At 60.7% G+C, this 24,409-nt stretch carries 22 protein-coding genes; 14 read left to right on the top strand and 8 right to left on the bottom strand.

Annotated features, from left to right (window positions below; genetic code table 11):
• Positions 1–238 precede the first annotated feature (238 nt).
• The 4 genes from uvrC (at position 239) to GO499_RS12525 (ending at position 3,661) form a co-directional block, all read left to right on the top strand.
• The gene (uvrC, locus tag GO499_RS12540) at positions 239–2,149 is read left to right on the top strand and encodes an excinuclease ABC subunit UvrC (protein WP_161862496.1); all 1,911 of its coding nucleotides are present in this window, start codon (positions 239–241) and stop codon (positions 2,147–2,149) included.
• A gap of 134 nt (positions 2,150–2,283) precedes the next feature.
• Positions 2,284–2,958, top strand: coding sequence for a CDP-diacylglycerol--glycerol-3-phosphate 3-phosphatidyltransferase (pgsA, locus tag GO499_RS12535; protein WP_161862495.1), 675 nt, complete (start codon positions 2,284–2,286; stop codon positions 2,956–2,958).
• Positions 2,959–2,961: 3 nt separating this feature from the next.
• Positions 2,962–3,207 carry a molybdopterin converting factor subunit 1 gene (gene moaD / locus GO499_RS12530; protein ID WP_161862494.1) on the top strand — a complete coding sequence of 82 codons (246 nt, stop codon included), beginning with the start codon at positions 2,962–2,964 and terminating at the stop codon, positions 3,205–3,207.
• 4 nt (positions 3,208–3,211) lie between these two features.
• Positions 3,212–3,661, top strand: coding sequence for a molybdenum cofactor biosynthesis protein MoaE (locus tag GO499_RS12525; RefSeq protein WP_284154718.1), 450 nt, complete (start codon positions 3,212–3,214; stop codon positions 3,659–3,661).
• Here the strand turns inward: GO499_RS12525 and GO499_RS12520 are convergent.
• The 3 genes from GO499_RS12520 to ubiA are packed head-to-tail and all read right to left on the bottom strand — an operon-like array spanning position 3,645 to position 7,240.
• The gene (locus tag GO499_RS12520) at positions 3,645–3,974 is read right to left on the bottom strand and encodes a hypothetical protein (RefSeq protein WP_161862493.1); all 330 of its coding nucleotides are present in this window, start codon (positions 3,972–3,974) and stop codon (positions 3,645–3,647) included. The two genes, GO499_RS12525 and GO499_RS12520, sit on opposite strands and share 17 nt — an antisense overlap.
• Position 3,975: 1 nt before the next feature.
• Positions 3,976–6,174, bottom strand: coding sequence for an OmpA family protein (locus GO499_RS12515; protein ID WP_161862492.1), 2,199 nt, complete (start codon positions 6,172–6,174; stop codon positions 3,976–3,978).
• A 55-nt stretch (positions 6,175–6,229) separates the two neighbouring features.
• Entirely contained in the window at positions 6,230–7,240 is a 1,011-nt protein-coding gene (gene ubiA, locus GO499_RS12510) for a 4-hydroxybenzoate octaprenyltransferase (protein ID WP_161862491.1), read from the bottom strand.
• 12 nt (positions 7,241–7,252) lie between these two features.
• Between ubiA and GO499_RS12505 the strand changes: the two genes are divergently transcribed.
• Positions 7,253–7,987 (top strand): 16S rRNA (uracil(1498)-N(3))-methyltransferase, encoded by a 735-nt coding sequence (locus GO499_RS12505; RefSeq protein WP_161862490.1) that lies wholly within the window; start codon positions 7,253–7,255, stop codon positions 7,985–7,987.
• Between the two features lie 39 nt (positions 7,988–8,026).
• Positions 8,027–8,584 (top strand): hypothetical protein, encoded by a 558-nt coding sequence (locus GO499_RS12500; protein ID WP_161862489.1) that lies wholly within the window; start codon positions 8,027–8,029, stop codon positions 8,582–8,584.
• Here the strand turns inward: GO499_RS12500 and GO499_RS12495 are convergent.
• Positions 8,574–9,218: a hypothetical protein gene (locus GO499_RS12495; RefSeq protein WP_161862488.1), complete on the bottom strand. Its 645-nt coding sequence runs from the start codon at positions 9,216–9,218 to the stop codon at positions 8,574–8,576. The genes GO499_RS12500 and GO499_RS12495 overlap by 11 nt on opposite strands.
• Before the next feature lie 153 nt (positions 9,219–9,371).
• Here GO499_RS12495 and pheS point away from each other — a divergent pair, with 153 nt between their 5' ends.
• Positions 9,372–10,430: a phenylalanine--tRNA ligase subunit alpha gene (pheS, locus tag GO499_RS12490; RefSeq protein ID WP_431309868.1), complete on the top strand. Its 1,059-nt coding sequence runs from the start codon at positions 9,372–9,374 to the stop codon at positions 10,428–10,430.
• A gap of 101 nt (positions 10,431–10,531) precedes the next feature.
• Here pheS and GO499_RS12485 read toward each other — a convergent pair whose 3' ends face one another.
• Positions 10,532–10,720: a Flp family type IVb pilin gene (locus GO499_RS12485; RefSeq protein ID WP_161862487.1), complete on the bottom strand. Its 189-nt coding sequence runs from the start codon at positions 10,718–10,720 to the stop codon at positions 10,532–10,534.
• A 304-nt stretch (positions 10,721–11,024) separates the two neighbouring features.
• Here GO499_RS12485 and pheT point away from each other — a divergent pair, with 304 nt between their 5' ends.
• The 3 genes from pheT (at position 11,025) to GO499_RS12470 (ending at position 15,291) form a co-directional block, all read left to right on the top strand.
• Positions 11,025–13,433 carry a phenylalanine--tRNA ligase subunit beta gene (gene pheT, locus GO499_RS12480; protein ID WP_161862486.1) on the top strand — a complete coding sequence of 803 codons (2,409 nt, stop codon included), beginning with the start codon at positions 11,025–11,027 and terminating at the stop codon, positions 13,431–13,433.
• 78 nt (positions 13,434–13,511) lie between these two features.
• Positions 13,512–14,612 carry a chorismate synthase gene (gene aroC / locus GO499_RS12475; protein WP_161862485.1) on the top strand — a complete coding sequence of 367 codons (1,101 nt, stop codon included), beginning with the start codon at positions 13,512–13,514 and terminating at the stop codon, positions 14,610–14,612.
• Complete coding sequence (locus GO499_RS12470) at positions 14,596–15,291, top strand: haloacid dehalogenase type II (RefSeq protein WP_284154717.1); 696 nt, start codon at positions 14,596–14,598, stop codon at positions 15,289–15,291. The genes aroC and GO499_RS12470 overlap by 17 nt, the downstream gene beginning before the upstream one ends.
• 41 nt (positions 15,292–15,332) lie before the next feature.
• On the opposite strand, the gene murJ is transcribed toward GO499_RS12470, so the two are convergent.
• The 3 genes from murJ to GO499_RS12455 are packed head-to-tail and all read right to left on the bottom strand — an operon-like array spanning position 15,333 to position 20,855.
• Positions 15,333–16,892 carry a murein biosynthesis integral membrane protein MurJ gene (gene murJ / locus GO499_RS12465; protein ID WP_161863966.1) on the bottom strand — a complete coding sequence of 520 codons (1,560 nt, stop codon included), beginning with the start codon at positions 16,890–16,892 and terminating at the stop codon, positions 15,333–15,335.
• 29 nt (positions 16,893–16,921) lie between these two features.
• A complete protein-coding gene (locus GO499_RS12460) occupies positions 16,922–19,741 on the bottom strand; it encodes a [protein-PII] uridylyltransferase (RefSeq protein WP_284154716.1) in 2,820 nt (939 codons plus the stop codon).
• The gene (locus GO499_RS12455; protein WP_161862484.1) at positions 19,683–20,855 is read right to left on the bottom strand and encodes a penicillin-binding protein activator; all 1,173 of its coding nucleotides are present in this window, start codon (positions 20,853–20,855) and stop codon (positions 19,683–19,685) included. The genes GO499_RS12460 and GO499_RS12455 overlap by 59 nt, the downstream gene beginning before the upstream one ends.
• Before the next feature lie 100 nt (positions 20,856–20,955).
• Between GO499_RS12455 and rsmI the strand changes: the two genes are divergently transcribed.
• From rsmI to GO499_RS12435, 4 genes are all read left to right on the top strand, one after another.
• Positions 20,956–21,813 carry a 16S rRNA (cytidine(1402)-2'-O)-methyltransferase gene (gene rsmI / locus GO499_RS12450; RefSeq protein WP_284154715.1) on the top strand — a complete coding sequence of 286 codons (858 nt, stop codon included), beginning with the start codon at positions 20,956–20,958 and terminating at the stop codon, positions 21,811–21,813.
• The gene (locus GO499_RS12445; protein ID WP_161862483.1) at positions 21,810–22,169 is read left to right on the top strand and encodes a YraN family protein; all 360 of its coding nucleotides are present in this window, start codon (positions 21,810–21,812) and stop codon (positions 22,167–22,169) included. The genes rsmI and GO499_RS12445 overlap by 4 nt, the downstream gene beginning before the upstream one ends.
• A 172-nt stretch (positions 22,170–22,341) precedes the next feature.
• Complete coding sequence (gshB, locus tag GO499_RS12440; RefSeq protein WP_161862482.1) at positions 22,342–23,283, top strand: glutathione synthase; 942 nt, start codon at positions 22,342–22,344, stop codon at positions 23,281–23,283.
• A complete protein-coding gene (locus tag GO499_RS12435) occupies positions 23,280–24,275 on the top strand; it encodes an alpha/beta hydrolase fold domain-containing protein (RefSeq protein ID WP_161862481.1) in 996 nt (331 codons plus the stop codon). The genes gshB and GO499_RS12435 overlap by 4 nt, the downstream gene beginning before the upstream one ends.
• Positions 24,276–24,409 lie beyond the last annotated feature (134 nt).

Below are 24,409 nucleotides of genomic sequence, written 5' to 3'. Positions count from 1 at the left end.
CATTTTTGTTAATGTTTTCATAATTTTAACAGGGGTGCGATAATTTATCCTTAAAAATCAATGGAATACGAAGTTGCTCAAAAAACAGGCAAACCGAAAGAGCCCCTTGTTTATAAGTGAAAAATCGAACGTCTCCCAGTTTGTACCCATAGTTATCCACAGAAGCGGTGGACTTCTTAACTCTTGAAAAGAGCCGCTGTGAGTTGCAGACGCCGCGAGAATCACGACATTCACTATCATGACGCAAGACACCACTACAGCGGACGGATATGAAGAAGACGGAGCGAGGCAGGGTGCCGATGCTCCGACCGGACATCGTGTCATCCAGACCTACCTGAAATCGCTGAGACAGGGTCCCGGTGTCTATCGAATGCTCGATCCTCAGGGCGCGGTTCTTTACGTTGGCAAGGCGCGGAGCCTGCGCAAACGTGTGTCTTCCTATGCAAAGCCCACTGGCCACAGCCCGCGCATTTCCCGCATGATCGCAGCGACTGCATCGATGATGTTCCTGTCGACGGAGACCGAGACGGAAGCACTGCTGCTGGAGCAGAATCTGATCAAGCAGCTGAAGCCGCGCTACAATGTCTTGCTGCGAGACGACAAGAGTTTCCCCAATATCCTCGTTGATGACACGCATGCGTTTCCCCAGATTGAGAAACATCGTGGAATGAAGTCAAAGAAGGGACGCTACTTTGGACCCTTCGCATCCGCCGGAGCGGTGAACCGCACGCTGAACCAACTGCAGAAGGCGTTCCTACTGCGCAATTGCTCGGATTCGGTGTTCGAGAGCCGAACGCGCCCGTGTCTCCTGCATCAAATCAAACGTTGTTCGGCACCGTGTGTCGGCCGGATCAGCGAAACGGACTATGCCCGGGATGTAGAGGACGCCGTCCGCTTTCTGGAGGGCAAGACCACCAAGGTCCAGGCCGAACTGGCCGGCGAAATGCAGGCGGCGAGCGAGGCCATGGAGTTTGAGCGGGCAGCAGCGTTGCGCGACAGGATACGAGCATTAACTGCAGTGCAGTCGACTCAAGGTATCAACCCCGAAGGTGTATCTGAGGCGGATGTCGTGGCCTTGCATCAGGCGGAAGGGCAGGCTTGCGTGCAGGTGTTTTTTATCCGCGCCAACCAGAACTGGGGCAACCGCGCTTACTTTCCCCGCACCGGCAGCGGCGCGGAACCGGGCGAATTGCTGGAAGCATTTCTCGTGCAATTCTACTCCAACAAGACACCGCCGCGCCAGTTGCTGCTGTCCCATCCGGTGGACAACACTGACCTGCTGGAGGACGCGCTGGCCGCTAAGCTTGGCCGCAAGGTCGAAGTGCTGGTGCCGCAGCGCGGGGAAAAGGCAGTACTGGTTGAAGGAGCATCTCGCAACGCCCGCGAAGCGCTGGCCCGCAAAATGGCGGAGAGCGCAAGTCAGGCGAAGCTGCTGGCGGGACTGGCTGATGCGTTTGATCTGGATGCGCCGCCGGAGCGGATCGAAGTCTACGACAACTCCCATATCCAGGGGACCAATGCCGTCGGCGGAATGATTGTTGCCGGGCCGGAGGGTTTCCTCAAGTCCAGCTATCGAAAATTCAACATCCGGTCTCAGGAACTGACGCCAGGCGACGATTTCGGGATGATGCGCGAAGTGCTCGAGCGGCGCTTTGCACGGCTGCTGAAGGAGGACCCCGATCGTGAAAGTGATGCCTGGCCAGATCTGCTGCTGATCGACGGTGGTGCGGGGCAGATAAGTGCCGTGGCAGGCGTGATGCGGGAGATGGGCGTCGATGACATTGCCGTAGTCGGGGTTGCCAAGGGTACCGACCGCAACGCGGGCAAGGAGGAGTTTTACAAACCCGGTGGACGGCCTTTCGCCCTGCCGCATCGTGACCCGGTGCTCTATTTCGTTCAACGGCTACGCGATGAGGCTCATCGGTTTGCGATAGGTGCACACCGGGCCAAACGTGCCAAGGCCGTGGGGGCGACGCCGCTGGACGACGTTCCCGGCGTTGGACCAACGCGCAAGCGGGCATTGCTGTCGCATTTCGGTTCCGCGAAGGCCGTCGCCCGCGCCGGGTTGGCTGACCTAAAGGCGGTCGACGGCATTTCCGACCAATTGGCGGAAAGCATCTACGGGTTTTTTCATGATGGCGCCTCTTGAACTGGCAATGAATCTGCCGTCAGCACTGGGTTCCTCCATGGAGAGCATTTGTCCAAGGAGCAAGGCGGCAGGCCGGCGCCTCGCTCGAATGATCAGGCTTGCAACGGCAGGGTGCGCTGCCCATAACTGGCACCATGACATGGACACTCCCCAACATTCTGACGGTCGGACGACTGCTGGCAGCGCTGGCGCTGGCGCTGGTTTTTGTTATCCTGCCCCGCCCCTTTGCTGATTGGGCGGCGCTTGTTCTTTTCGTCGCTGCGGCACTGACCGATTTTCTCGATGGCTACCTTGCACGTAAGTGGAACCAGACCAGCGCCTTCGGGCGCATGCTGGACCCTATCGCGGACAAGGCAATGGTGGTCATAGCACTGGCGGTACTGATGGGCTTGAACGGTTTGAACGCACTCCTCTTGGTGCCAGCGAGCCTGATCCTGTTCCGAGAGGTATTCGTGTCGGGACTGCGCGAGTTTCTTGGCGCAGATGCCGGCAAACTGAAGGTGACCGGCCTGGCGAAATGGAAAACGACCGTTCAGATGTTCGCGATACCTGCCCTGTTTCTCACCGGAATATTCCAGGCCGAGTACGAAGCGATTTATTACACCAACGATCCCGGCTACCTTGCGTCGATCATGGCTGGCCAGGCGGCAGACGAAATTGGCATCATGCCAACGGTCTGGCGGTTCAGTGTCACACAGTTGATCGCCATCATCCTGATCTGGCTGGCGGCACTGTTGACCATCGTTACCGGAGCCGACTACTTCCGGAAGGCGTTGCCCTTTCTTCGCGATGATCGGAAGGAAAGCTGAGAGATGGACGTCTTGTATTTTGCATGGGTGCGGGAACGGGTGGGCAAACCGCGGGAAGTCGTGGCGACCGAAGCCAAGACGGTGGCCGATCTTGTCGACGAACTGATCGCACGTGAAGAACGCTATGCCGTCGCGTTCGAAGACATGTCGACTATTCGCGTCGCTCTCGATCAGGAACTCGCGGAACTGTCGGCGCCTTTAACCGGTGTGCGCGAGGTGGCGTTCTTCCCGCCGATGACCGGAGGCTGAGGTCTTGGCTGTCCGGGTTCAGGTGAGCGATTTCGACATGGGCGCAGAAGTGGCACTGCTGCGTCGGGGGCGCACAGACCTCGGTGCCGTCGTCACTTTTACCGGGCTGGTGCGGGATCTGGCTGGCGACAATCCGATTTCGGCAATGGAACTTGAACACTATCCGGGTATGACCGAAAAGTCCCTGGAGGCGATCGAGGCGGAGGCGCAGCGGCGGTGGCCACTGCAGGCCAGCTTGATCATACATCGCCATGGCCGGCTTGCGCCGGGAGATCAGATCGTTCTTGTGGCTACTGCCAGCCCACACCGTGCGGCCGCGTTCGAGTCGGCGGAGTTTCTGATGGACTACCTGAAGTCCCGCGCTCCGTTCTGGAAAAAGGAAGAGACCGGTCGCGGTGATAGCTGGGTTGATGCCCGCGAGACGGATGAGGATGCGCTCAGCCGCTGGCGTTGATGGCGTCGAGCCGTTCCTGAAGGTCGCGGGCTTCGCGGCGAGCGTCTCCCAGCCCTTCCATCGCCGCCGTCAGTTCCGCTTGTGTCTGCGTCAACTGGTTACCCATGGTGCGCTCGACTTCGGCAACACGGGCCTCTGCCGCTTCCCTCGCGGCTTCGCAGGCCTTGGCGTACTCCGCCCACTCGCTGTCGGCAATCGGCTCGGGGGGCGGCGGCGGGTTCAGCAGGTTGAACGCCCAGCGCAGCATCCATCCTGTGAGTATAGCGGCGAACAGAACGAGCGCGATTGTCAGGGTCAGAGTCGAGCGATCCATTTCAGTTGTCCTCACTGGGGGCCGAACCATCATCGAGCGTACGGGGTAACGGTCGTGCCGCCTCCTCCAGCGCGTTCTCTGTGGGTGTCAGATCCTCATCGGTGGCATCGGTTTCGGATTCCGCCGTTTCCGAGGGGGCGTCATCCGAGGGGGGCGACAAGACGATGCGCGGCCCCGTTTCTTCATCTTGTGGCGTGGACAGGTCTGCCGGCGCGTTGGCGGAACGCGTGGGCGCTACATCCGTCAGCGGAACGCCACCACTACTGCCGCCGGTGTCGGTATCGGCTGGTTCCGGATTCGTTTGCGGCGGGGGTTCGCTTTCCACCGGCGTCTGGTCATCATCTTCGGATGCATCGACCGGTGGTTCATCCTGCGGCGTCTCGCTGACCAGTCGAAACTCGATACGGCGATTGGCCGCGCGGCCCTCCTCCGTGTCGTTGTCTGCTATCGGCTGAGTTTCGCCGTAACCTTTGGCAATGAGAAAAACCAGCTTCACGTCTTTATCAAGCAGGGCATTCAGAACGGTAACGGCACGCGCCTGACTGATTGCGAGATTTGAACTCTCGCGGCCTTGGCTGTCGGTGTGGCCCCCGATCTCGAAACGGGAACCCGGACACTCCTGCAGGATACGGGCGATGCCATCGACGATCGCGGCACTATCCTCGTCAAATTCCGTTTCTCCCGGCGGAAATGTGATCTGGGCGCGGCTAAGTATGGTCTCGATCTGCGCCTCGCACAGTTCCGCGCGTGCACCGCTGACATTTGCCGGGCGCACCACGGGATTTACCGTAACGTCGATCGCAAGTTCCGTACCGGGAGGCAGTTTGCGGGCTATCAGAGTCCGAATTTCCTCGGTAAAGCGCGCATCGCTGACTTCGCCGCGAACGTCGATGCTGTCCTCACCGATCTCGATTTCACCTGTGGAGAGCAATGACAGCGCTTCGAGGCCGGCGAGGATGTGCGTGTACCAAAGCGCGGGCAATTCCTCCCGCAGTTGGGTCTGATCAACGACAGACTGAAAGCCGAACTGAGCTTTTGCATAGCTCTCAGCCGTGCGCTGCATGTTGCTGTCCCTCAGGTCGCCGCGCATCTCCACCGATCCGTCGTCCCCACGGCGGGCGGCGAAGAAGGCGGGTGGCACTTCCGCGGCTTCGGTCGGTTCCGGCGGCGCGGGGCGGTACGCTGCGTTGAGGGTGTAGGGTGCGGGAAGGGCCGCGTCCAGCCTCGCCGCTTCCTTGCGGAAAGCAGCTTCGTCACCTCCGATCGCAGAGACAAGGGCGATATCGGTGTTGACGATTTCGACACTTCCGGCACCGAGCACCTGCAAGCTGCGGACGGCTTCGGAGACGACCATCGCCCAATCTTCCGTAGGAGCGCCAATGCCGATCGGGCAATCGACATCGCCGAAACCGTCGCCAAGTTCTGCAAGGATCGCCTGCCGGGCACTGGCGGTGTTGGCTGCACATTGCCGGACACGCGAAGACGACTCACCTGTCTCCATGGCGAAACGGAAAGGCGAAATCGTGGGAAGCGGCGCTGTCAGCACCAGTTCGACGTTCAGAGTTTCATATCCCGGCGTCGCCTTGAGCAATTCTACCACCCGGTCGCGTTCCTCGGCGCTGTCTACCATAGCGGTGACGTTGAGTGTGCCGGGGGTCAGGCTGATCTGGGCATCATCCAGAAGGTTTGCTGCGCGACCGGCGAGAGCGAGGCTTTCAGACCAGCCCGTTGGCGCATCTGCATCGAGGATTTCCACCATGCCGGTTTCCGGAGGTGCCACGGTGCCCCGCTGTTCGAGCGCCTGCAGGAGCATATCGTAGGATCTGCCCTCGGAAACCTGCCCGAGCAAAGTGGTGGCGTCTTCCGCTCGGAGGATCTGGAGCGAGAGTTTGGGTGCTGGAGGAGGAGTATCTGTCGAAATGGATGTCTCGTCCGTCAGGCGGGATGACGATATCTTTGCGATAACGGCTTCGACCGCCTGAAAACGGTCGCGTTCGCTTGGCGCCTCGCCGGAAAGAGTGACCAACAATCCATCCGATGCCACGCTTGCCCAAGGAATTTCCGCTTCGGCCAATGCTGCGGTTAGTTCGCCTTCGGTTTCCCGCTCCACGTAGTCTGTAGCCTTGCCGGCAATCAGCCAACTGGCCCAGCCGCTAGCCAGCAGGGATAGGACACCAAAGGCGAGCGCTACAGGACGCACAGAAACCCTCTTCTCGTTTTCGTGCCGTTGTCAAAGCACGATAGCGCGGCAAGCATCAAGCCGAAAGCAATATGGCTGATGCCGCAGCAAGGCAGAAAGCCAGCACCGGGATGAGGCCCGCCTCGCGGTTGGAGCGAAAAAGCTGAAGGCATACGTCGGGTTCGTCAAGTCTTAGCATGCGCATCTGACGGGCAAGGTGCCAACCGAAACCCCATGCCCCGCCAAGCCCGGCGAGCAGCGCAACGGGCGGGGCGGATATCAACGCTAGAACGGCGGCCATGCCCATCAGGCAGACGGAAGCTACAAGAAACCCGAAGAGCCAGCGCCCTGTGGTTTCACCGAAAAGGCGGGCGGTCGATTTGACGCCGATCAGAGCATCATCCTCCTTGTCCTGATGGGCGTAAATCGTGTCGTAGAACAGCGTCCAGCCGATGCCTGCAGCATAAAGCAGGATCGCCGGCTTTCCGACCGTACCGGAATAGGCTGCCCAGGCGAGCAGGGCACCCCAGTTGAAGGCCAGCCCAAGAAATACTTGTGGCCACCATGTGAAGCGCTTGGCAAACGGATATATCGCCACCAGCAAGAGCGAGCCTATGCCGAGGGCGATGGCCATCGGATGGAAGGTAAGCAGAATGCCGAACGCCAGCAGAGATTGGATTACCATCCATACCAAGGCACCGTTGACCGACACCTGCCCTGAAGGGATCGGCCTCGACTTCGTGCGGGCAACTGATGCATCGATCTTCCTGTCTGCGATGTCATTCCAAGTACATCCCGCGCCGCGCATCAAAAATGCGCCGATCGCGCAACCGGTCGCGATCCACAGGGTTTGAGGACCGGCGAGCTGAGGCATCGAAGCGACGGCGAGTCCGAGGCCCCACCAACAGGGCAACAATAGTAGCCACGTCCCCGCAGGCCTGTCCGCCCGGCTCAGGCGCAGGTAGGGGCGGGTAGCGGGCGGGGCGAACCTGTCCACCCAGTTTGCGTCAGTCGCATCGGCGACGCGTCCGCCCGATTGTACGCTGGTATCCGGCGAAAGGCCGTGGTTATGGTCTGTCTCAGTCATGTCGGAGGCTTTATGCACGAGACGCGCCCGAAAATCAGGCTCTATTTTGACGCGCCGCTTTGTACTGGTGCGGAACTGCTGCTCGAAGAACAGGCGCACTATGTTTCCACGGTGATGCGACACGGGCCGGGTGACTGCGTTGAGGTTTTCAATGGGCGTGATGGAGCATGGACAGCCCGGATCACGCAGGCAAGCAAGCGGAAAATCGCCTGCACAGTCGAGAAACAAATCGCGCTACAACAGAATCCGCCGGACGTATGGCTGCTGTTCGCCCCGATCAAAAAGGCACGTACGGATTTCATTGTCGAGAAGGCGGCGGAAATGGGCGTATCGCGAATCTGTCCGGTCTTCACGCAATTTACCAATTCGGAACGCTTGCGGCGCGACCGCTTGCGCGCCCACGCCATAGAAGCGGCCGAGCAATGTGGCGGTACGTTTGTCCCGGAAGTGGCCGAGGCGATGAAACTGGGTTCACTGCTCTCGGACTGGGATAGTCGGCGGCGCATCCTGTTTTGCGATGAGCGACGCAATGCTGAACCTGCTCAGACTGTACTTCGGAATTATACGCGGGGACCTTGGGCGATTCTGATTGGCCCGGAAGGCGGGTTCAGCCAAGAAGAGGCGGATGCAATGTATGCGCGGGATTTCGTCGTGCCAGTCTCGCTGGGTCCGCGGGTCCTCCGGGCTGATACTGCGGCAGTGGCAGCAATCGCCGCTTGGCAAATGGCATTGGGAGACTGGGTTTGACCCTGCGACGAGACCTTAATTTGTTGGTGCAGGGGTAAGATGGTGGGGTTCGTGCGCCCTGAAATTGGCAGGATGCTTTCCGGCTGGGCCCCGCATGGCGCGGAATTGACCCTGATTGCGCTGTTCTGGTTTGCAGGCGGACGCCTGCTGTGGATGGCGGTGGTCCGCGAAGGATGGGTGTTGGGCTTTGTCGCCCTGGCCTTTTTGGCGGTTGGAAGCGGACTTGCCTTCGCGTTGCGGCAGAAGCACCGTTTCGGCTTGGCTGCTGACGGGCGCGGGGTTGTCGAGATCACCGAGGCGCGAATCGCTTATTTCAGCGCAGATGGCGGCGCATTTCTCGACCGTGACGCGCTGACGTCCGTCGATCTGATCACGCGGGAAACGGGTTCCTACTGGATTCTCAGGCAGGACAGTGGACCGGATGTTGCCATTCCCCATGCAGCCGCCGGTGCCGGGGAATTGCAGGACCTCTTTGCCGGGCTGTCAGGGTTTGACATGGAAACGGCGCTGCGGCGGCTGGAGCATAAGCCGGCGCGTGGAGGATTGCTCTGGCGACTGGAGTCGGAGCCGACAGGTCTCACGCAAATCAGAAAATGAAATCATCAGCAGTGAAATCATCAGCCGTGAACCGGTTTGATGGGTCATGTACACGTACGAAATCGGGGCCGAGCTCCGTGTCGATGCGAATGGCGACTGTGCCCTTCTTGTTTGTAGTGATAGAAACGTCGTCGAAGCTCGTGGCATAGCCACTGAGGTCGATCTGGTCCTTGTGTAATTCGTAGAGCCGGATCACGTCTACCTTTCCGTCGAAGGTGAAGACGAATACGTCAGGCAGTGTGGTGCCTGTCAGGATTTCCTTGTCGGTGGATGATTGCTCGAGATGAACCTGAACTGGCGGTTCAGGCAGATTTTTCTTGAATATGAAGTCATCCGCGTCGAGCAGGACGCCGTCATCCGGTATCTGTGAAGCCGGTGGCCGGACGAATTTGACGGTAATTACCTCGTCCCGGACGAATACCTGATATTCCAGCAGGCTAACCCTTGCGACCAACAGGCTTGAGAAATTGATGTCCCATGACCAGAGCTTGATGAAGTCTTCGCCGTCCCGAAACCAACGGATCTCATCGGGCTTCTGATCCCGCACAAGAATAAAGCGGTCACTGTTAGAAGAACCATACAGGATATCGGATGTGGCCCGATCGTCGTAGACGCGCCTGATAGGCGGAGGCATGAATGCACCTCATTGAAACATTGCGACTTTGTTATCTTCTCTTCAGGGGTCGCAGTTTTTGGTTAACCGCAGCTTAAGAGAAGGGGCCGGGCTTGCATTCACTTCAGTCTGTGATACCGCTCTCGCCGGATATAAGAGGCAGGAGCCGGAGACATGGACGGGCTGGAAGCGCTCAGAAACAAGTACCTTGGCCAGATAGAGGCGGCGACGGACGAGGCTGCCCTGGAAAATGTACGCATCGCCGCTCTGGGCAAAAAGGGCGAAATCAGCCTTCAGATGCGCGAATTGGGCAAAATGTCACCCGAAGAGCGCCAGGTTGCCGGCCCGGCGCTTAACGCTTTGAAAGCTGATCTTAACGATGCGTTGGCGGGTCAGAAACAGCGGCTTTCCGATACGGCTCTGGAAAATCGGCTGGCTGGCGAGTGGGCCGATGTTTCGCTTTCTCCCCGACCGGCGCATCAGGGGACACTGCATCCGATCAGCAAGGTCACCGAGGAAGTGATGGCGATCTTCGCCGAACTGGGTTTTGGCGTGGCCGAGGGACCGCAGATCGAGAACGACTGGTATAATTTCGACAGCCTGAACATTCCGCCCGAGCATCCCTCGCGGCAGGAGATGGACACGTTCTACATGTCGCTGCCCGAGGGCGCGAACCGGCCGCCACACGTGCTGCGTACACACACCTCGCCGGTGCAGGTGCGCCACTTGGAGGCGCATGGCGCCCCCTGCCGGATCATCGCGCCGGGGCGTGTCTACCGTGCCGATTATGACCAGACTCATACGCCGATGTTTCATCAGGTCGAAGGTCTGGCGATCGACACCGATATTTCGATGGCCAACCTGAAATGGACACTGGAAGAATTTTGCCGTGTCTTCTTCGAGATCGACGATATCGAACTTCGCTTCCGCGCTAGCCACTTTCCCTTCACCGAACCTTCGGCGGAGGTTGATATCCGTTGTTCATGGGAAGGCGGACAATTGAAGATTGGCGAGGGAGACGACTGGCTGGAGATTCTCGGTTCCGGAATGGTGCATCCCCAAGTCCTTACGAACGCGGGTATCGATCCGAAAGTTTACCAAGGCTTCGCATTCGGCATGGGAATCGACCGGATTACTATGCTCAAGTACGGCATTCCTGATCTGCGGGCGTTTTTCGACAGTGACCTGCGCTGGTTGAGACACTACGGCTTCAGCGCGCTGACTGGCGCCTGATTCCCAACCCGCTTGAAAACAAAAAAACGCCGGATCGAGGATCCGGTGTTCAGCCTTGCATCCAGTTCAGAAGACGCGCCTGGAACGGCGCGGCACAAACCTCAATTGATGAAGCCAACGGCCTCATCGATCTTGGTGTAGATCGCAGTAGCGCCTTGGTTGACGCCGCCCTCGATCATGCCGAGGAGTACAACGATGTTGAGGCCAACGATACCTGCCGTCAGCACGACCCAGTCCACTGTCACGGCACCGCTCTCGTCGCGGAAATGTTTCCTCAGAATTTTCAGCACGTCACACTCCTACTCCGCTTACCACCCCTTGGGATGTAGGCTTAAACTGACGGACGAAAAAGGCGATATTGTGATTTTGGTGCTTTGAATTTGGTTGGTTTAGTGGCTGTTTTTAAACAAATTTTAGAAACATACACATCCGTATTTGTGAAGGTGGGCTTAGTTGCGGCGAATTCATGGCCGGTTTCATCCATTAATGCGAGAATGCAATTCTGGGTTGAGTCGCGCGCGGTAACTCCCCTCTTCAATCTCCTGTCTATCCCTATTAGAACCTTGCGGAACGATCTTCACGCGGAATGAGAACATGAAATTCACCCTCGGCTGGCTCAAGGATCATCTGGAAACGGAAGCATCCCTGCCGGATATTCTCGAAGCACTCACCGACCTCGGACTCGAAGTCGAAGGCGTCGAAGACCCTGCGGAAAGGCTTGGGGCGTTTACTGTCGGCTTCGTCAAATCGGCAGAGAAACACCCCGATGCGGACAAGTTGCGGGTCTGCATCGTGCAGACGAGCGAGGGTGACAAGCAAATCATCTGTGGCGCACCGAACGCGCGCGCCGGCATCAAGGTCGTCGTTGCCAGTCCCGGAGACTACATTCCGGGAATCGACACCACTATTCAGGTGGGAAAAATCCGGGGCGTTGAGAGTTTCGGGATGATGTGTTCGGAGCGGGAACTGGAAATCTCCGATGAGCATAACGGTATCATCGAGTTGTCGGACGATGCAGAGGTCGGACAGCGCTACGTCGATCATGTCGGCAAGACCGACCCGACAATCGAAATCGCGATAACTCCGAACCGCCAGGACGCATTGGGCGTACGCGGCATCGCCCGTGATCTCGCAGCGCGGGGCATAGGCAAACTGAAGCCGGAGCGGGAAGCCGAACTGATGCCGGGCTTCGTAAGCCCGATCAAGGTGACCATCGATGAAGATGTCCTAGCGAAGGGTTGTCCTCATTTTACCGGGCGCATGATCCGAGGGGTAATAAATGGCCCAAGCCCGGCGTGGCTGCAGGACCGGCTGCGCGCCATCGGACTTCGACCGATCTCGACACTGGTCGATATCACCAACCTGTTTACCTATGACCTCAACAGGCCTCTGCATGTTTTCGATGCCGACAAGGTAGAAGGCGATCTGAGGGTGCATTTTGCCGCGTCGGGAACCACGATCATAGCTCTCGACGACAAGGAATATACACTGAGCCACGAGATGATGGCGATTTCGGATGCCAACGGTGCCGAGAGTATCGCCGGCGTGATGGGCGGGGCTGCAACCGGCTGCACGGCAGACACCGTGAATGTCTTTCTGGAGAGCGCATGGTGGGATCCGGTAACCATTGCCATGACCGGGCGGGCGCTCAAGATCAATTCGGATGCGCGCTATCGCTTCGAAAGGGGGGTAGACCCGGCCTTCACACGCCCCGGCCTCGACCTCGCGGCGGAGATGATCCAGCATTTGTGCGGTGGTGAGGTGTCGGAGCTGGTATCAGCCGGGAAGCCGCTTGATATGTCGCGCGCCTACCCACTGGATCCTGCCCGTGTCGAGAGCCTTGTCGGCATGAAGATCCCCGAGTCCGAGCAGATTCGAATTCTGACGGAACTGGGTTTCGGCGTTGCCAAAGAACATGGCGGAATCGAGGTTTGGGTGCCAAGCTGGCGGGTCGACGTAAAGGGTGAGGCCGACCTCGTCGAAGAGGTCGCGCGCGTCACTTCGCTGACCAAGCTCAAAGGTCAGCCTATGTCGCGCAAGCCAGGTGTGACGCCAAGCCCGCTTACGCCCGCGCAACAGCGCGAAGGCCGTTTGCGGCGGGCGCTGGCTGCCGCAGGTCTGAACGAATGTGTTACCTACTCCTTCGTTGATGAAGCCGCGGCCGCATTGTTCGAGGGCGACCTGGAGACAACGCGCATTGCCAACCCCATCAGCGCCGACTTGTCGCACATGCGTCCGTCCCTGCTGCCTGCCTTGTTGCAGGCGGCGGCCCGTAATCAGGCGCGTGGCTTCGCGGACCTTGGCCTGTTCGAGGTCGGCCCGGTGTTCGCTGGAGGCGAGCCGGAAGACCAGCGCCGCAACGCCAGCGGCGTTCGCATCGGGCAGGCGGTCGCACGCAACCCTCATGGTGGCATGCGCCCTGTCGATCTCTACGATGCCAAGGCAGATGCAGAGGCGGCCCTCGCAGCGCTGGGCGCACCGGCGAAATTGATGGCACTACGCAACGCGCCGGGCTGGTTTCATCCGGGCCGTTCTGCCGTGCTTTCGCTCGGGCCCAAGAACCCGCTGGCAGTTTTTGGTGAGTTGCATCCCAAGGTACTGGCTGCATTGGACGTCAAGGGTCCGGCGGTGGCCTTCACCGTCTTCCCGGACGCTGTGCCTGAGCCTCGGAGCAAGGGGACGGCACGACCGGCACTCACCATATCCGATTACCAGACCGTGGAGCGTGACTTTGCGTTTGTCGTCGACAGCGATGTGGAGGCAGAGCAGATCGTGCGGGCGGCACAGGGTGCGGACAAAAAACTGATTACCGAGGTTGCCGTCTTTGACGTCTTTGCCGGCGCAAAGGCCGTGGAGCAGATGGGCGAAGGGAAAAAGTCCGTCGCTATTACGGTGCGGATGGAGCCGACCTCCGCGACGCTGACGGACAAGGAAATCGAGGCAGTGGTGGCAAAGGTAATCGCCAACGTCACCAAGGCGACGGGTGGCACTCTCCGCGCCTGAGCCGAGTTGGACGTCTGCCATGGGCCTTGGCAAGTTTGGCCCCGGCCTCTATCCCCATTCGTCGAAGGAGACCTTGCGATGAGCATGAATGCGTTCGGACATCTCTTCCGCGTTACGACCTGGGGGGAAAGCCACGGCCCTGCGCTGGGTGCGACTGTTGATGGCTGCCCGCCGGGCATTTCCATTTCCGAGGCGGACATCCAGCGATGGCTGGACCGGCGCAGACCGGGGCAGAACAAGTATACCACGCAACGTCAGGAGCCGGACGCGGTAGAAATCCTCAGCGGTGTTTTCGAGGGGAAAACGACGGGAACACCGGTGCAACTGCTGATCCGCAATACCGACCAGCGCTCCAAGGACTATTCGGAGATCGCCGAGAAGTTCCGGCCCGGCCACGCGGATATCACCTACTGGCAGAAATACGGCATCCGTGACCCGCGGGGCGGTGGCCGGTCGTCCGCCCGTGAGACGGCGGCGCGGGTTGCGGCCGGTGGCTTGGCACGTGCGGCTCTGGCGGAACTGGCACCGAAAGTGAAAATTACCGGCTACATGGTGCAGATGGGGCCGCACCACATCGACCGGTCGCGTTTCGACGCAACGGAGATCGAGCGTAATCCATTCTGGGTGCCTGACCGGGAGGCGGCAGTTGAATGGGCGGATTACCTGGATGGGCTGCGCAAGTCCGGCAACTCCGTTGGTGCGGTGATAGAAATGGTCGCCTCCGGCGTGCCTGCGGGTCTCGGGGCGCCGGTGTATGGCAAGCTCGATACGGAACTCGCAGCAGCGATGATGTCGATCAATGCCGTCAAGGGTGTGGAGATTGGTGCGGGCATGGGGGCGGCGGAACTGACGGGTGTCGACAATGCCGACGAGATTTCCATGGGTCCCGATGGGCCGGAGTTTTCCTCCAACCACGCGGGCGGTATTCTTGGCGGTATTTCCACCGGGCAGGAAGTGGTTGTCCGGTTCGCCGTGAAACCGACATCCTCGATCCTGTCCCCGCGCAAGACGATCACCAAGTCGGGTGCGGCCGCGGAGATCGTCACCAAGGGCCGTCACGATCCCTGTGTTGGCATCCGGGCGGTGCCTGTGGGAGAGGCGATGATGGCCTGCGTCTTGCTGGACCACCTTCTGCTCCACCGCGGCCAGATTGGCGACGCGGGTGGGCGAATCGGCTGAGATGCGTCCGGCTGCGCTGATTTTCGATGTCTTCGGTACCTGTGTAGACTGGCGCACGTCCATCGCACGTGAGGTCGAGACCGTACTGCCTCAAGTGAATGCCCTTCAATTCGCCGATGCATGGCGGGCTGAATATCAGCCGGCGATGGAGCGTATACGTTCAGGCAATCGTGGCTATGTTGCCCTCGACGACCTGCATCGTGAAAATCTGGCCATCGTCGCCGAGAGGTTTTCTGTCGAATTGAAGGACCCTTCCGATCTTGCCGGTGCGTGGGAGCGGCTGGTACCTTGGCCGGACGTGGTCTCGGGGCTGAACGTTCTGAAAAGGAAGGCGATCATCGCGCCATGTTCGAACGGTTCGATCGCGCTGATGACGCGGCTAGCCAAGTTCGGCGGGTTGCCGTGGGATTGCATCCTGGGGGCTGACATCGCACGTGACTACAAGCCGAAACCGCTGGTCTACACCAACTGCTGTGCAGTGCTGAGGCTCGATCCGGCGCAAGTTATGATGGTGGCGGCTCATAATGACGATCTATTGGCAGCAGCGGGTTGTGGCCTGCAAACCGCATTCGTTCCCCGAAGACGCGAGCATGGACCGGATCAGAGAACCGATCTGCAACCGACCGGCAACTGGACTGTGGTCGCCGCAGACTTCATGGAACTGGCACAGGCAATCTAGGCGGCGAAAGAAGTCCGGCGCCAGACGCAAGCCTGACGTGTTCAACGGCGTGCGAAGGCGCTCTTCAGGTCAGACATCCGCATCCCGCCGAACGCCACTGTAAAAATGGCGTAGGAGACAACGCCGATGGCGACCAGTACTGCGAGGGCACCATAGCGCACGGTTTGCTCGATCAGGGCGTCACCCATGGCCAGTGCCGCACCGTAGCAACATGCGCCCATCGCGATTGACGCGCCAAGCAGACGCGGCAGGCGGGATTTGAGGCGGTCGTCCAGTTGAATGGCACCGTCATGATTGCGCGCACCGCGCCACAGGAGGGCAAACATTGCCCACGCGCTGACAGTGGTGCCGACAGCAGCGGCCAAGTAGCCAATAACGGGAGCGAGCCCGATGGCAAGCGCGGCGTTCACGATCATCGAGATGACGGCATAATGGAACGGCCTGCGGGTGTCTTCGCGGGCGAAGAACACGGGCGAAACAACTTTCTGCAACACGAATGCCGGCAGACCGGCCCCGTAGACCATGACCGCGGCAGCGGTGGCGGCGCTGTCTTCGAACGTAAAGGCACCACGACGATAGAGCACGTCGCACAAGGGACCGGCGAGGACGATCAGACCCACGGCGCTGGGCAAAGTCAGCGCCAGCGAGAATTCGAACGCGCGGTTCACCTGCCAGATTCCCCCCTCCCGATCACCAGCTGACAGGCGGCGGGACAAGTCGGGCAGCAACACGATGCCAATGGCAATGCCGACGATACCGAGCGGCAATTGATAGAGGCGGTCAGCGTAGTTAAGCCATGCAACGGCCCCGTCAAAGAAGCTGGCAACCTGCCGTCCGACCAACAGATTGATCTGGACGACACCGCCCGCGAGGGCGGCCGGGGCCGCGATAATCGCCAGTCGTCTGAGGTCCGGCGTCAGACGGGGGCGCCTCAGAGTCAGCGGGAACCCGGCCCGCGCGGCCGCCCACCAGACCAGCGCAAGTTGGACGATGCCGCCGATCGGCACGGAAATCGCCAATGTCGTGCCGACATGTAGCCCCAGAGCTTCGTCAAGACCAAGACCGAGCAGATCGGAAGATGGGCGGCCAAACAGGGCCGACAGGCCGAGCCCGAGAATGAAAACGATGTTGAGCAGGACCGGTGCAGCAGCGGCAGCGACGAACCGGCCCGAGGCATTTAGAACGCCCGAAATTAAGGCCGCCAGCGAGATGAACAGGATGTAGGGAAAGGCGATCCTGCCGAAGGCCACGGCGAGCGGAAACCTTTCGTCTGCCGCGAAGCCCGAGGCCATCAGCCAGACCATGGCCGGCATGAAGGCAATGCCAACGACAGAGAACACAGTAAGGATAACCGTCATGCCGGAAAATGCGTCACGGGCGAATTCGAGCGCATCGGCATCCTTTTCCAGCTTCTTCGAGAACATCGGTACGAAGGCCATGTTGAATGCGCCCTCGGCGAAGAATCGTCGGAAGAGGTTGGGTAGGGAAAAGGCAATAAGAAACGCCTCTGCCACGGGACCGGAGCCGAGGAAGCCGGCAATGAGGATGTCACGCACGAAGCCGAGAATCCGGCTCGCGAATGTCCACGCACCCACCGTCATGAATGCGGGCAGCAGGCGTATGGCGCGCGTCACCCCTTGGCCCGTTCCCGGCCCTGCCGGATGGCGGTGAGCAGTTTGGTACGAATCTGCGCTTGCTTATTGCGTGAATGCAGTTTCAGGCCGAACAGATCCTTGACGTAGAACGTATCGACGACCTGCTCCCCGTAGGTGGCAATGATTGCGGAATAAATGGAGATACCGGAATCGGAGAGCGTGCGGGTGAGGTCGTACAACAAACCGGGACGGTCGCGGGTATCGACTTCGATGATCGAGAAGATTTCCGAGCCGTCGTTGTTGATGGTGATTTCGGTCGGCACCTCGAAATCCCGTTCGCGCCGTGTGAGCTTATCCTTCGTCGCGAAGGCCTCCATCGCCACAACCTCACCCGCGAGCGTGCGCGAGATGGTTTTGCGAAGGCGCGGCAGGCGGACGGATTCGAAAGGCTTGCAATCGTCATCCTGAATCCAGAAGACCGCCGCCCACATACCGTCGGATGTGGTGAAGGTGCGGGCATCGACGACGTTTGCATTGGAAAGCGCAAGTGCACCGGCAATGCGAGAGAAAAGGCCCGGATGGTCGGGCATCGTGAAGCATGCGCGGGTTGCGTCACGGTCGGTGTCGGGGTCGAGGCTCAGCGCTGACCCTTCACTTGCTGCTTCGCGACCCAACTGCGCCATGACGGTCTGAATTTCGGTCGGAAGGCCGAGCCAGAATGTATCGTAGTGGCGATTGGTCTCCGCTTCGACCTCTTCTGCCGTCCAATCGGGCAGGGCCGAGGCAAATCTCACCTTCGCGGCCGCGATCCGCTCTCCGGTCGTCTTCGGGTCGGTTTCCCCCGTGAGAATTTCCAGCGTCCGGGTGTAAAGGTCGCGGATCAGAACCGCTTTCCAATTGTTCCAAACCCCTGGACCCACACCGCGGATGTCGCAAACCGTCAGAACGCAGAGCAGCTTCAGACGGGCCGGCGTCTGCACGATGGCAGCGAAGTCCCGCAAGGTGCGCGCATCCGACAGGTCACGTTTCTGCGCGAAATCCGACATCACTAGGTGGTTGCGCACAAGCCAGGTGACGGTTTCGGTTTCCTCGACGGAGAGGCCAAAGCGCGGACAGAGCTTGGCTGCGATCTTCGCGCCGATGATCGAATGATCCTCGGGCCGGCCTTTGCCGATATCGTGCAGCAGCATGGCAACGTATAGCACGCGCCGATTGACGCCCCTCTCCAGAATCGACGAAGCGACGGGCAGAGGTTCCTTGAGCAACCCCTGCTCGATCTGGAAAAGTTGCGTCAGGCATTGCAGCGTGTGCTCGTCCACCGTGTAATGGTGGTACATGTTGAACTGCATCATTGCGACGATCTTGCCGAACTCCGGTATAAAGGCGCCGAGGAAGTCGAGTTCGTTCAAGCGACGCAATGCGCGAATCGGGTCGTTCTTGTCGAGCAGCAGGTTCACGAACAGCTTGTTCGCCACCGGATCCTTGCGCATCTTCTGGCCGATGCGGTGGACGTTGCTGGTGATTTGGCGCATCGCGTTGGGATGGAGCAGCAGCCCTGTTCGCAGCCCCTCCTGCATCGTGCGCAGGATGTTGACCGGGTCCTTCTCCATTGCACGCTCGTCTTCAACGTCGAGGCGTCCGTTGTTGATGACATAGCCGGCGGAAAGATTGCTGCTGCTGTGGGAAAACCAGCGGGAGAAGGCCTGCGTCAGCGAGGGACGTGCCTTGACGTGCTTAGCCTCAAGTCCGACGAGGAACACGCGGGTAAGTTCGCCCACTCGCTTGGCGTGGGTGAAATAGGTTTGCATGAACCGCTCGACGCCGCGCTGGCCGCGCGTGTTCTTGAACCCGAGGATCGCTGCCAGTTCAACCTGTGCATCGAACGTCAGTTTCTCGGTTGCACGACCGGTAACGAGGTGGAGATGAACGCGAGCCGTCCAGAGGAAATTTTCCGCTTCCCGGAAAATTGCCACCTCTTCGGCGGTGAAGACACCCTTGCTGACAAGATCCTCTATCGAATTGGTATGGTTGAGGTATTTCGCTAGCCAGAAAAGCGTTTGCAGGTCTCGCAGTCCGCCCTTGCTCTCCTTGACGTTAGGCTCAACCAGATAGCGCGATCCGCCGTTACGCTTATGCCGATTGCCGCGTTCTTCAAGCTTTGCCTCGACGAATTCGGGGCCCGTGAGATCGAACAATTCGCTCCATAGCCGTGAATTCAGCTCCTCGGCCAGTTCCTCAGCCCCGAACAGAAACCGGTTCTCGAGCAGGCTTGTGCGAATGGTGACATCGGCCTTGGCCTGCCTGAGACATTCATCAACGGTGCGGACGGAGTGGCCGAGCTTTATCTTCAAATCCCAAAGGATGTAGAGCGTGCTTTCGATGACGCTCTCGCCCCATGCCGTCTGCTTGTAGGGGGTCAGGAACAGCAGGTCGACATCCGAAAACGGCGCCATTTCAGCACGCCCGTAGCCACCGACGGCAATGACGCTCATCTGTTCGCTGTTGGTCGGGTTGGGGTTGGGGTGGAGGTGCTGTGTAACCATGCGGAACGTCGCACAGAGCATCTGATCGGTAATGTAGCTGTAGGCCGAAATCGCCTCTCGCGCGGCAAATGGATCGGCTTGAAGGACTTCAGCGACGCGGGCACGCGCCGCCAGGCGTGCTTCGCTCAGCTCGCTGACGAACAAGTCTCGGATCTTCGCGGGATCCGATGCGTCGCCGGTTACGCGGGCCAGAAGGGCATCGGCGTCGAACAGGTCTTCCGGGGTCAGGCCGAGCCGTTGCCAGCTGCTGTACTCAGGAGCCGTCGGCAGGGGCGAAACTTCTTGGCGCCGGATCGATGGGGCGTGCGTCACCTAGGGAAACCTCAATAATGGCAAGTGCGCGTTCATTCCGACCATCAGGAAGGAAACGGAACACGCCGTTAACACCGGCGAAACCAGCGGATTTTGTCAGCCGATCTGTGGAGAACGGGTCCCCCTTGCCCTCGGCGCGGGCTTCGGCGAGCAGGGCACCGATTGCGGCCATGCCGTCATAGGCAAGGGCGGAAAGCGGGTGGGGCGGGGTGCCGTATGCTGCGCTGTAACGGGCCTCGAAGGCGGTGAGCAAGGCCGGGTCGGGTGCCGCAAACCATCCCCCCTGAAGGCCGGGCTGGCCGATCGCCTCCCGGCTGATGTCCCAGCGCTGGAGGCCTATGAACTTTGCGGCGGCCGGGCGAACGCCGAGGCCGCGCAGGCTTTCGGTGATGTAAGGCAGGCCGGCGGTCGGGCCATCGGTCAGCATCACAGCGTTGGCGCCGGACCCACGGATGCCGGTGGCAATGCCGGAGGCTGCTTCAGTGATGCCTTCGACAGAAAGCTCGTAACTGCCTTCGGTGACAATGGTGGACCCTGCCGCAGCGGCGGCTGTGCGGATGGCGTCACGTGCGGTCTCGCCTTCCAGCCCGGACGGATGGACGATGGCGAGGCGGTTGAGGCCGCGCCCAGCCGCGAAGGACGTGACGCGGCGGGCTGTGTTTTCGAAAGTCTGGCCGAGAATGTAGGTGTTGCCGCCGGCGATTTCCGGATTATTGGAAAAACTGAGTATTTTCAGCGCTTTCGCGCCAGCGATGGGTGCGACGGCGGTGGTGGTGTCGCCGAAGAGCGGGCCGAGGATGATGTCGGCACCTTCGGCGATGGCCTGGTTTGCCGCGCTGGCGGCGGTTGTCTGATCGCCGGCGGTGCCGTAGGTCTTCAGTGTTATCTCCAGCGATGCAAGATCGCGGTTGGCAAGTTCGGCGGCGTTGACGAGGCTCTGGCCGAGTTGATCCTGGTTGGCATCGGCGGAACCTGTCGGCACCAGAAGTGCGACCGTCACCGGCCCGGAGGGGGCGGCGTTGCCTTGTTGTGGCGCAATTGGCCCTGTGCAGGCTGACAGCGCGGCAAGGCCGGCGACTGCCGCAATCAGGCGAACGAAATTGCGTTTCTGCATCGAATTATGCCCTTTCGGCAGGGGCTTGAGCCACCCCGCGATTTCCGCGCACAATATGATGCGGGCGCAGGATAGTAAACAGAGCCGGAAGGGCGGAATCATGGCAGGCGAACTCTCCGGCGGGCTCTATCTTGTCGCTACTCCTATCGGGACGGCGCGGGATATCACCTTGCGGGCGCTGGATATCCTGCGGGACGCGGATTTGCTGGCCGCAGAGGACACCCGGCAGGCACGCAAGCTGATGGAAATCCATGGCGTACCGATGGCGGGGCGCCAGGTGCTTCCCTACCATGATCACAACGGCGCCCAGCAGCGACCCCGTATCCTGGCCGCGCTGGCGGAGGGACAGGCGGTGGCCTATGTTTCCGACGCCGGAACGCCGCTGATTGCCGACCCCGGATACCGGCTGACAGAAGCAGCGATTTCCGAAGGCTTTCCAGTGACTTCCGCGCCGGGAGCATCCGCGCTGCTGGCAGCGCTGAGCGTGGCGGGAATGCCGACTGACAGGTTCCTTTTTGCCGGGTTCCCACCGCCGAAGGGCGGTGCGCGCTTGGCGTTTCTGGAAGGTTGGGCGGCGGTGCCGGCAACGCTGGTTTTCTACGAGTCCCCCAAGCGCCTGGGGGCGTCGCTGGCGGCGATGGCCGATGCGTTCGGCCCGGCGCGGCGCGTGGCAGTTTGCCGCGAATTGACCAAACGGTTCGAGGAGGTGCGGCGTGGAAGTCTCGAAGAGATGGCTTCGCTCTACGAAGATACGCCGCCGAAAGGGGAGATCGTGGTGGTGGTCGCGCCGCCGGAACTGGTGGCGGCGAGTGGTGAAGATCTTGATACGGCCCTTCTGTCGGCGCTGAAAGGCGCGTCGGTGCGCGACGCGGCCGCGGAGGTCTCCGAGGCGTTGGGTGTGCCGCGCAAGCGGGCCTATGCGCGGGCGCTGGAACTGCTGCGCGAGGCGGATGCATGAACCGCGCGGCCCGTGGCAGCAAGGCCTACTTGTCAGGCGTCACTGCCGAGGAGGTGGCGGAACGGTTGTACCTGCAGCGGGGCGCGGAAGTTCTGGCACGGCGGATGCGCAACGAGGGTGGTGAGATCGACTTGATCGTGAGTGAGAGGGAGGTTGTTGTTTTCGTTGAGGTAAAGGCGCGCAAGCGCCGCGAAGACGCGGCCTATGCGCTGTCGTCGCGGCAGATGGCGAGACTGAGTGCCGCGGCCGAGTTGTGGATGGCGGCGAAGGGCCGGACCGGGGACATGCGGTTCGACGTGGTGCTTGTGGACGGGCAGGGCGCCGCCGAGATCATCGAGAACGCGCTTAGCTTCTGACCGTCGAAAACGCTGGCAAGCAGCGCACGGTGGCAGCGTACGCAACGGAACCGAACGGGGCACCGGTGATCACGGCTGCGGCACCGGCCGATTTGTCCCGCTTGCATTCGTAACGGGTGCTTGCCACAAACCACGGCAACCGCCACTTGATGCCACCCCGAAAGGCCAGCAGATGCCCCTGAAGATTGCCGCACAGATGGACCCGATCACCGCGATAGATATTCGTGGCGACAGCACGTTCCGGATCATGGAGGAGGCAGCAGCGCGGGGGCACGAACTGTTCTACTATACTCCTGACAAGTTAATCTTCGATGAAGGCCGGGTGATGGCCGAAGGCTGGCATGTCGAGGTGCAGCGGGTCGAGGGCGGACATGTGACTTTTGGCGCAGCGGAGACTGTGGATCTGGCGGACTGGGACGTGGTGTGGCTGCGGCAAGACCCGCCGTTCGACATGAGTTATATCACGACCACGCATATCCTGGAGCGGATTCACCCCGAAACGCTGGTGGTCAACGATCCGTTCTGGGTGCGCAACTACCCCGAAAAGCTGCTGGTGCTGGAGTTCCCGGACCTGACGCCGCCGACGATGATCGCCCGCGATCTGTCGGCGCTGAAACGCTTCAAGGCAAAGTACGGGGACATCATCCTCAAACCACTCTACGGCAATGGAGGCGCCGGGGTCTTCCGGCTTGACCCGGGCGACCGCAACCTGAATTCGCTGCATGAGCTTTTTGCCGGCATCAATCGTGAGCCGTTGATTGCACAGCAGTTTTTGCCGGATGTCGCCAAGGGGGACAAGCGGGTGATCCTTGTGGATGGTGAGGCTGTCGGTGCCATCAACCGGGTTCCGGCGGAGGGGGAAACCCGCTCCAACATGCATGTCGGCGGGCGGGCCGAGCCTGTGGAACTGAGTGACCGCGACCGCGAGATCTGTGCGCGGATCGGGCCCCTCCTGAAGGAGAAGGGCCAGATTTTTGTGGGCATCGACGTGATCGGCGGAATGCTGACGGAAATCAATGTCACGTCCCCCACGGGCCTGATGGAGCTGGAGCGGTTCTCGGGCGAGAACGTGACCGCGAAAATCTGGGAGGCGATCGAGGCCCGCCGCGCATGAGACCAAGCTGGCGGATGCTTCTGACGAGGGTGACGCTGCGCTTCCGCGACAGACGGTACATGGCACGGGTGGTGGAGCCGGCGGACGTGCGGGTTAGGACGGACAGGCGGCTGATGCGGCTGTTTCCGTTGCCGGAGAACATGTACCATCAGTGGGGAACCTTGCGCGCCGGTGAGGACCGGGTGGAGGCGCTCTGGATCTCGGGCCGCAAGGTCGCGCGACGCTCGATTCTGCTTTATTTACATGGCGGTGCCTACGTGATGGGCAGCCCGCTGACGCACCGGCACCTGGCGGGGCGGTTGTCGCAGTTGACGGGGATGCGCGCGGTGATGCCGCGATATGGGCTGGCGCCGGAACATCCGCACCCGGAGGCCTTGGCGGATGTGCTGACGGCCTATCGGGCGTTGCTGGAGGCGGGATACGATCCGCGCCACATAGGCCTTGCGGGCGACAGTGCCGGCGGCGGGCTGGCGCTGGGCCTGTTGCACCGGTTGGGAGAACTGGGGTTGCCGCGCCCGGCCTGCGCGACGGTGTTTTCGCCCTGGACCGACCTTTCGCTGCAGAGCCCGTCGATCCGCGAAAACGCGGGAACCGACGTGATGTTGCCGGGCGAGCGGATCGAGGAAATCCGGGACATGGTGCTGGGCGGGCGAGACCCGCTAAACCCTTGTGTTTCGCCGGTTTTTGGGGATTTCAGCGGCGCGGGACCGTTCTATGTGCAGGCCAGTTCCTCCGAGATCCTGCGCGACGATGCTATCCGGTTCGCTGCCCGTGCGGCGGGGCAGGGCTGTGCCGTGACCCGCGATATCTGGGAAAACGTACCCCATGCGCTGCCGCTGATGGAGCGGCGGGTGCCGGAGGCTGGCGAGGTAATCTATCGTGCGGCCGACTTCCTGAAAGCGCATGTGCGCGGCACGTTCGGCCCCGACAGGATGGAACGGCGCAGGCGGACGCGGTTCATCCGGGGTGGCGAGGCGGGGCCGCCGGAATAGCGCCGGATCGGCGTGTGGATTTGATATGGGTTTGGTATGGTTTCGGTATGGCAAACGGTCGACTTTGGCGCTGTTGGCGGGCGTTTTGGGAGGAGTGTTTGTCAGGTAAGCGATTTCATTACCCCTGAGGTAAT

The organism is Algicella marina (assembly GCF_009931615.1).
Lineage (GTDB): Bacteria > Pseudomonadota > Alphaproteobacteria > Rhodobacterales > Rhodobacteraceae > Algicella > Algicella marina.
The sequence above is the reverse complement of the archived record's forward strand: the minus strand, read 5'-3'. Positions and strand labels throughout refer to the sequence as shown.

What these genes read in the sequence shown, in the direction of transcription:
- GO499_RS12520 (WP_161862493.1), bottom strand. Translation starts at nt 3,974, where the DNA reads ATGGATCGCTCGACTCTGACCCTGACAATCGCGCTCGTTCTGTTCGCC.
- GO499_RS12505 (WP_161862490.1), top strand. Translation starts at nt 7,253, where the DNA reads ATGCACGAGACGCGCCCGAAAATCAGGCTCTATTTTGACGCGCCGCTT.
- moaD (WP_161862494.1), top strand. Translation starts at nt 2,962, where the DNA reads ATGGACGTCTTGTATTTTGCATGGGTGCGGGAACGGGTGGGCAAACCG.
- GO499_RS12435 (WP_161862481.1), top strand. Translation starts at nt 23,280, where the DNA reads ATGAGACCAAGCTGGCGGATGCTTCTGACGAGGGTGACGCTGCGCTTC.
- aroC (WP_161862485.1), top strand. Translation starts at nt 13,512, where the DNA reads ATGAGCATGAATGCGTTCGGACATCTCTTCCGCGTTACGACCTGGGGG.
- pheS (WP_431309868.1), top strand. Translation starts at nt 9,372, where the DNA reads ATGGACGGGCTGGAAGCGCTCAGAAACAAGTACCTTGGCCAGATAGAG.
- GO499_RS12500 (WP_161862489.1), top strand. Translation starts at nt 8,027, where the DNA reads ATGGTGGGGTTCGTGCGCCCTGAAATTGGCAGGATGCTTTCCGGCTGG.
- GO499_RS12445 (WP_161862483.1), top strand. Translation starts at nt 21,810, where the DNA reads ATGAACCGCGCGGCCCGTGGCAGCAAGGCCTACTTGTCAGGCGTCACT.
- GO499_RS12495 (WP_161862488.1), bottom strand. Translation starts at nt 9,218, where the DNA reads ATGCCTCCGCCTATCAGGCGCGTCTACGACGATCGGGCCACATCCGAT.
- murJ (WP_161863966.1), bottom strand. Translation starts at nt 16,892, where the DNA reads ATGACGGTGGGTGCGTGGACATTCGCGAGCCGGATTCTCGGCTTCGTG.
- gshB (WP_161862482.1), top strand. Translation starts at nt 22,342, where the DNA reads ATGCCCCTGAAGATTGCCGCACAGATGGACCCGATCACCGCGATAGAT.
- GO499_RS12455 (WP_161862484.1), bottom strand. Translation starts at nt 20,855, where the DNA reads ATGCAGAAACGCAATTTCGTTCGCCTGATTGCGGCAGTCGCCGGCCTT.
- rsmI (WP_284154715.1), top strand. Translation starts at nt 20,956, where the DNA reads ATGGCAGGCGAACTCTCCGGCGGGCTCTATCTTGTCGCTACTCCTATC.
- ubiA (WP_161862491.1), bottom strand. Translation starts at nt 7,240, where the DNA reads ATGACTGAGACAGACCATAACCACGGCCTTTCGCCGGATACCAGCGTA.
- pgsA (WP_161862495.1), top strand. Translation starts at nt 2,284, where the DNA reads ATGACATGGACACTCCCCAACATTCTGACGGTCGGACGACTGCTGGCA.
- uvrC (WP_161862496.1), top strand. Translation starts at nt 239, where the DNA reads ATGACGCAAGACACCACTACAGCGGACGGATATGAAGAAGACGGAGCG.
- pheT (WP_161862486.1), top strand. Translation starts at nt 11,025, where the DNA reads ATGAAATTCACCCTCGGCTGGCTCAAGGATCATCTGGAAACGGAAGCA.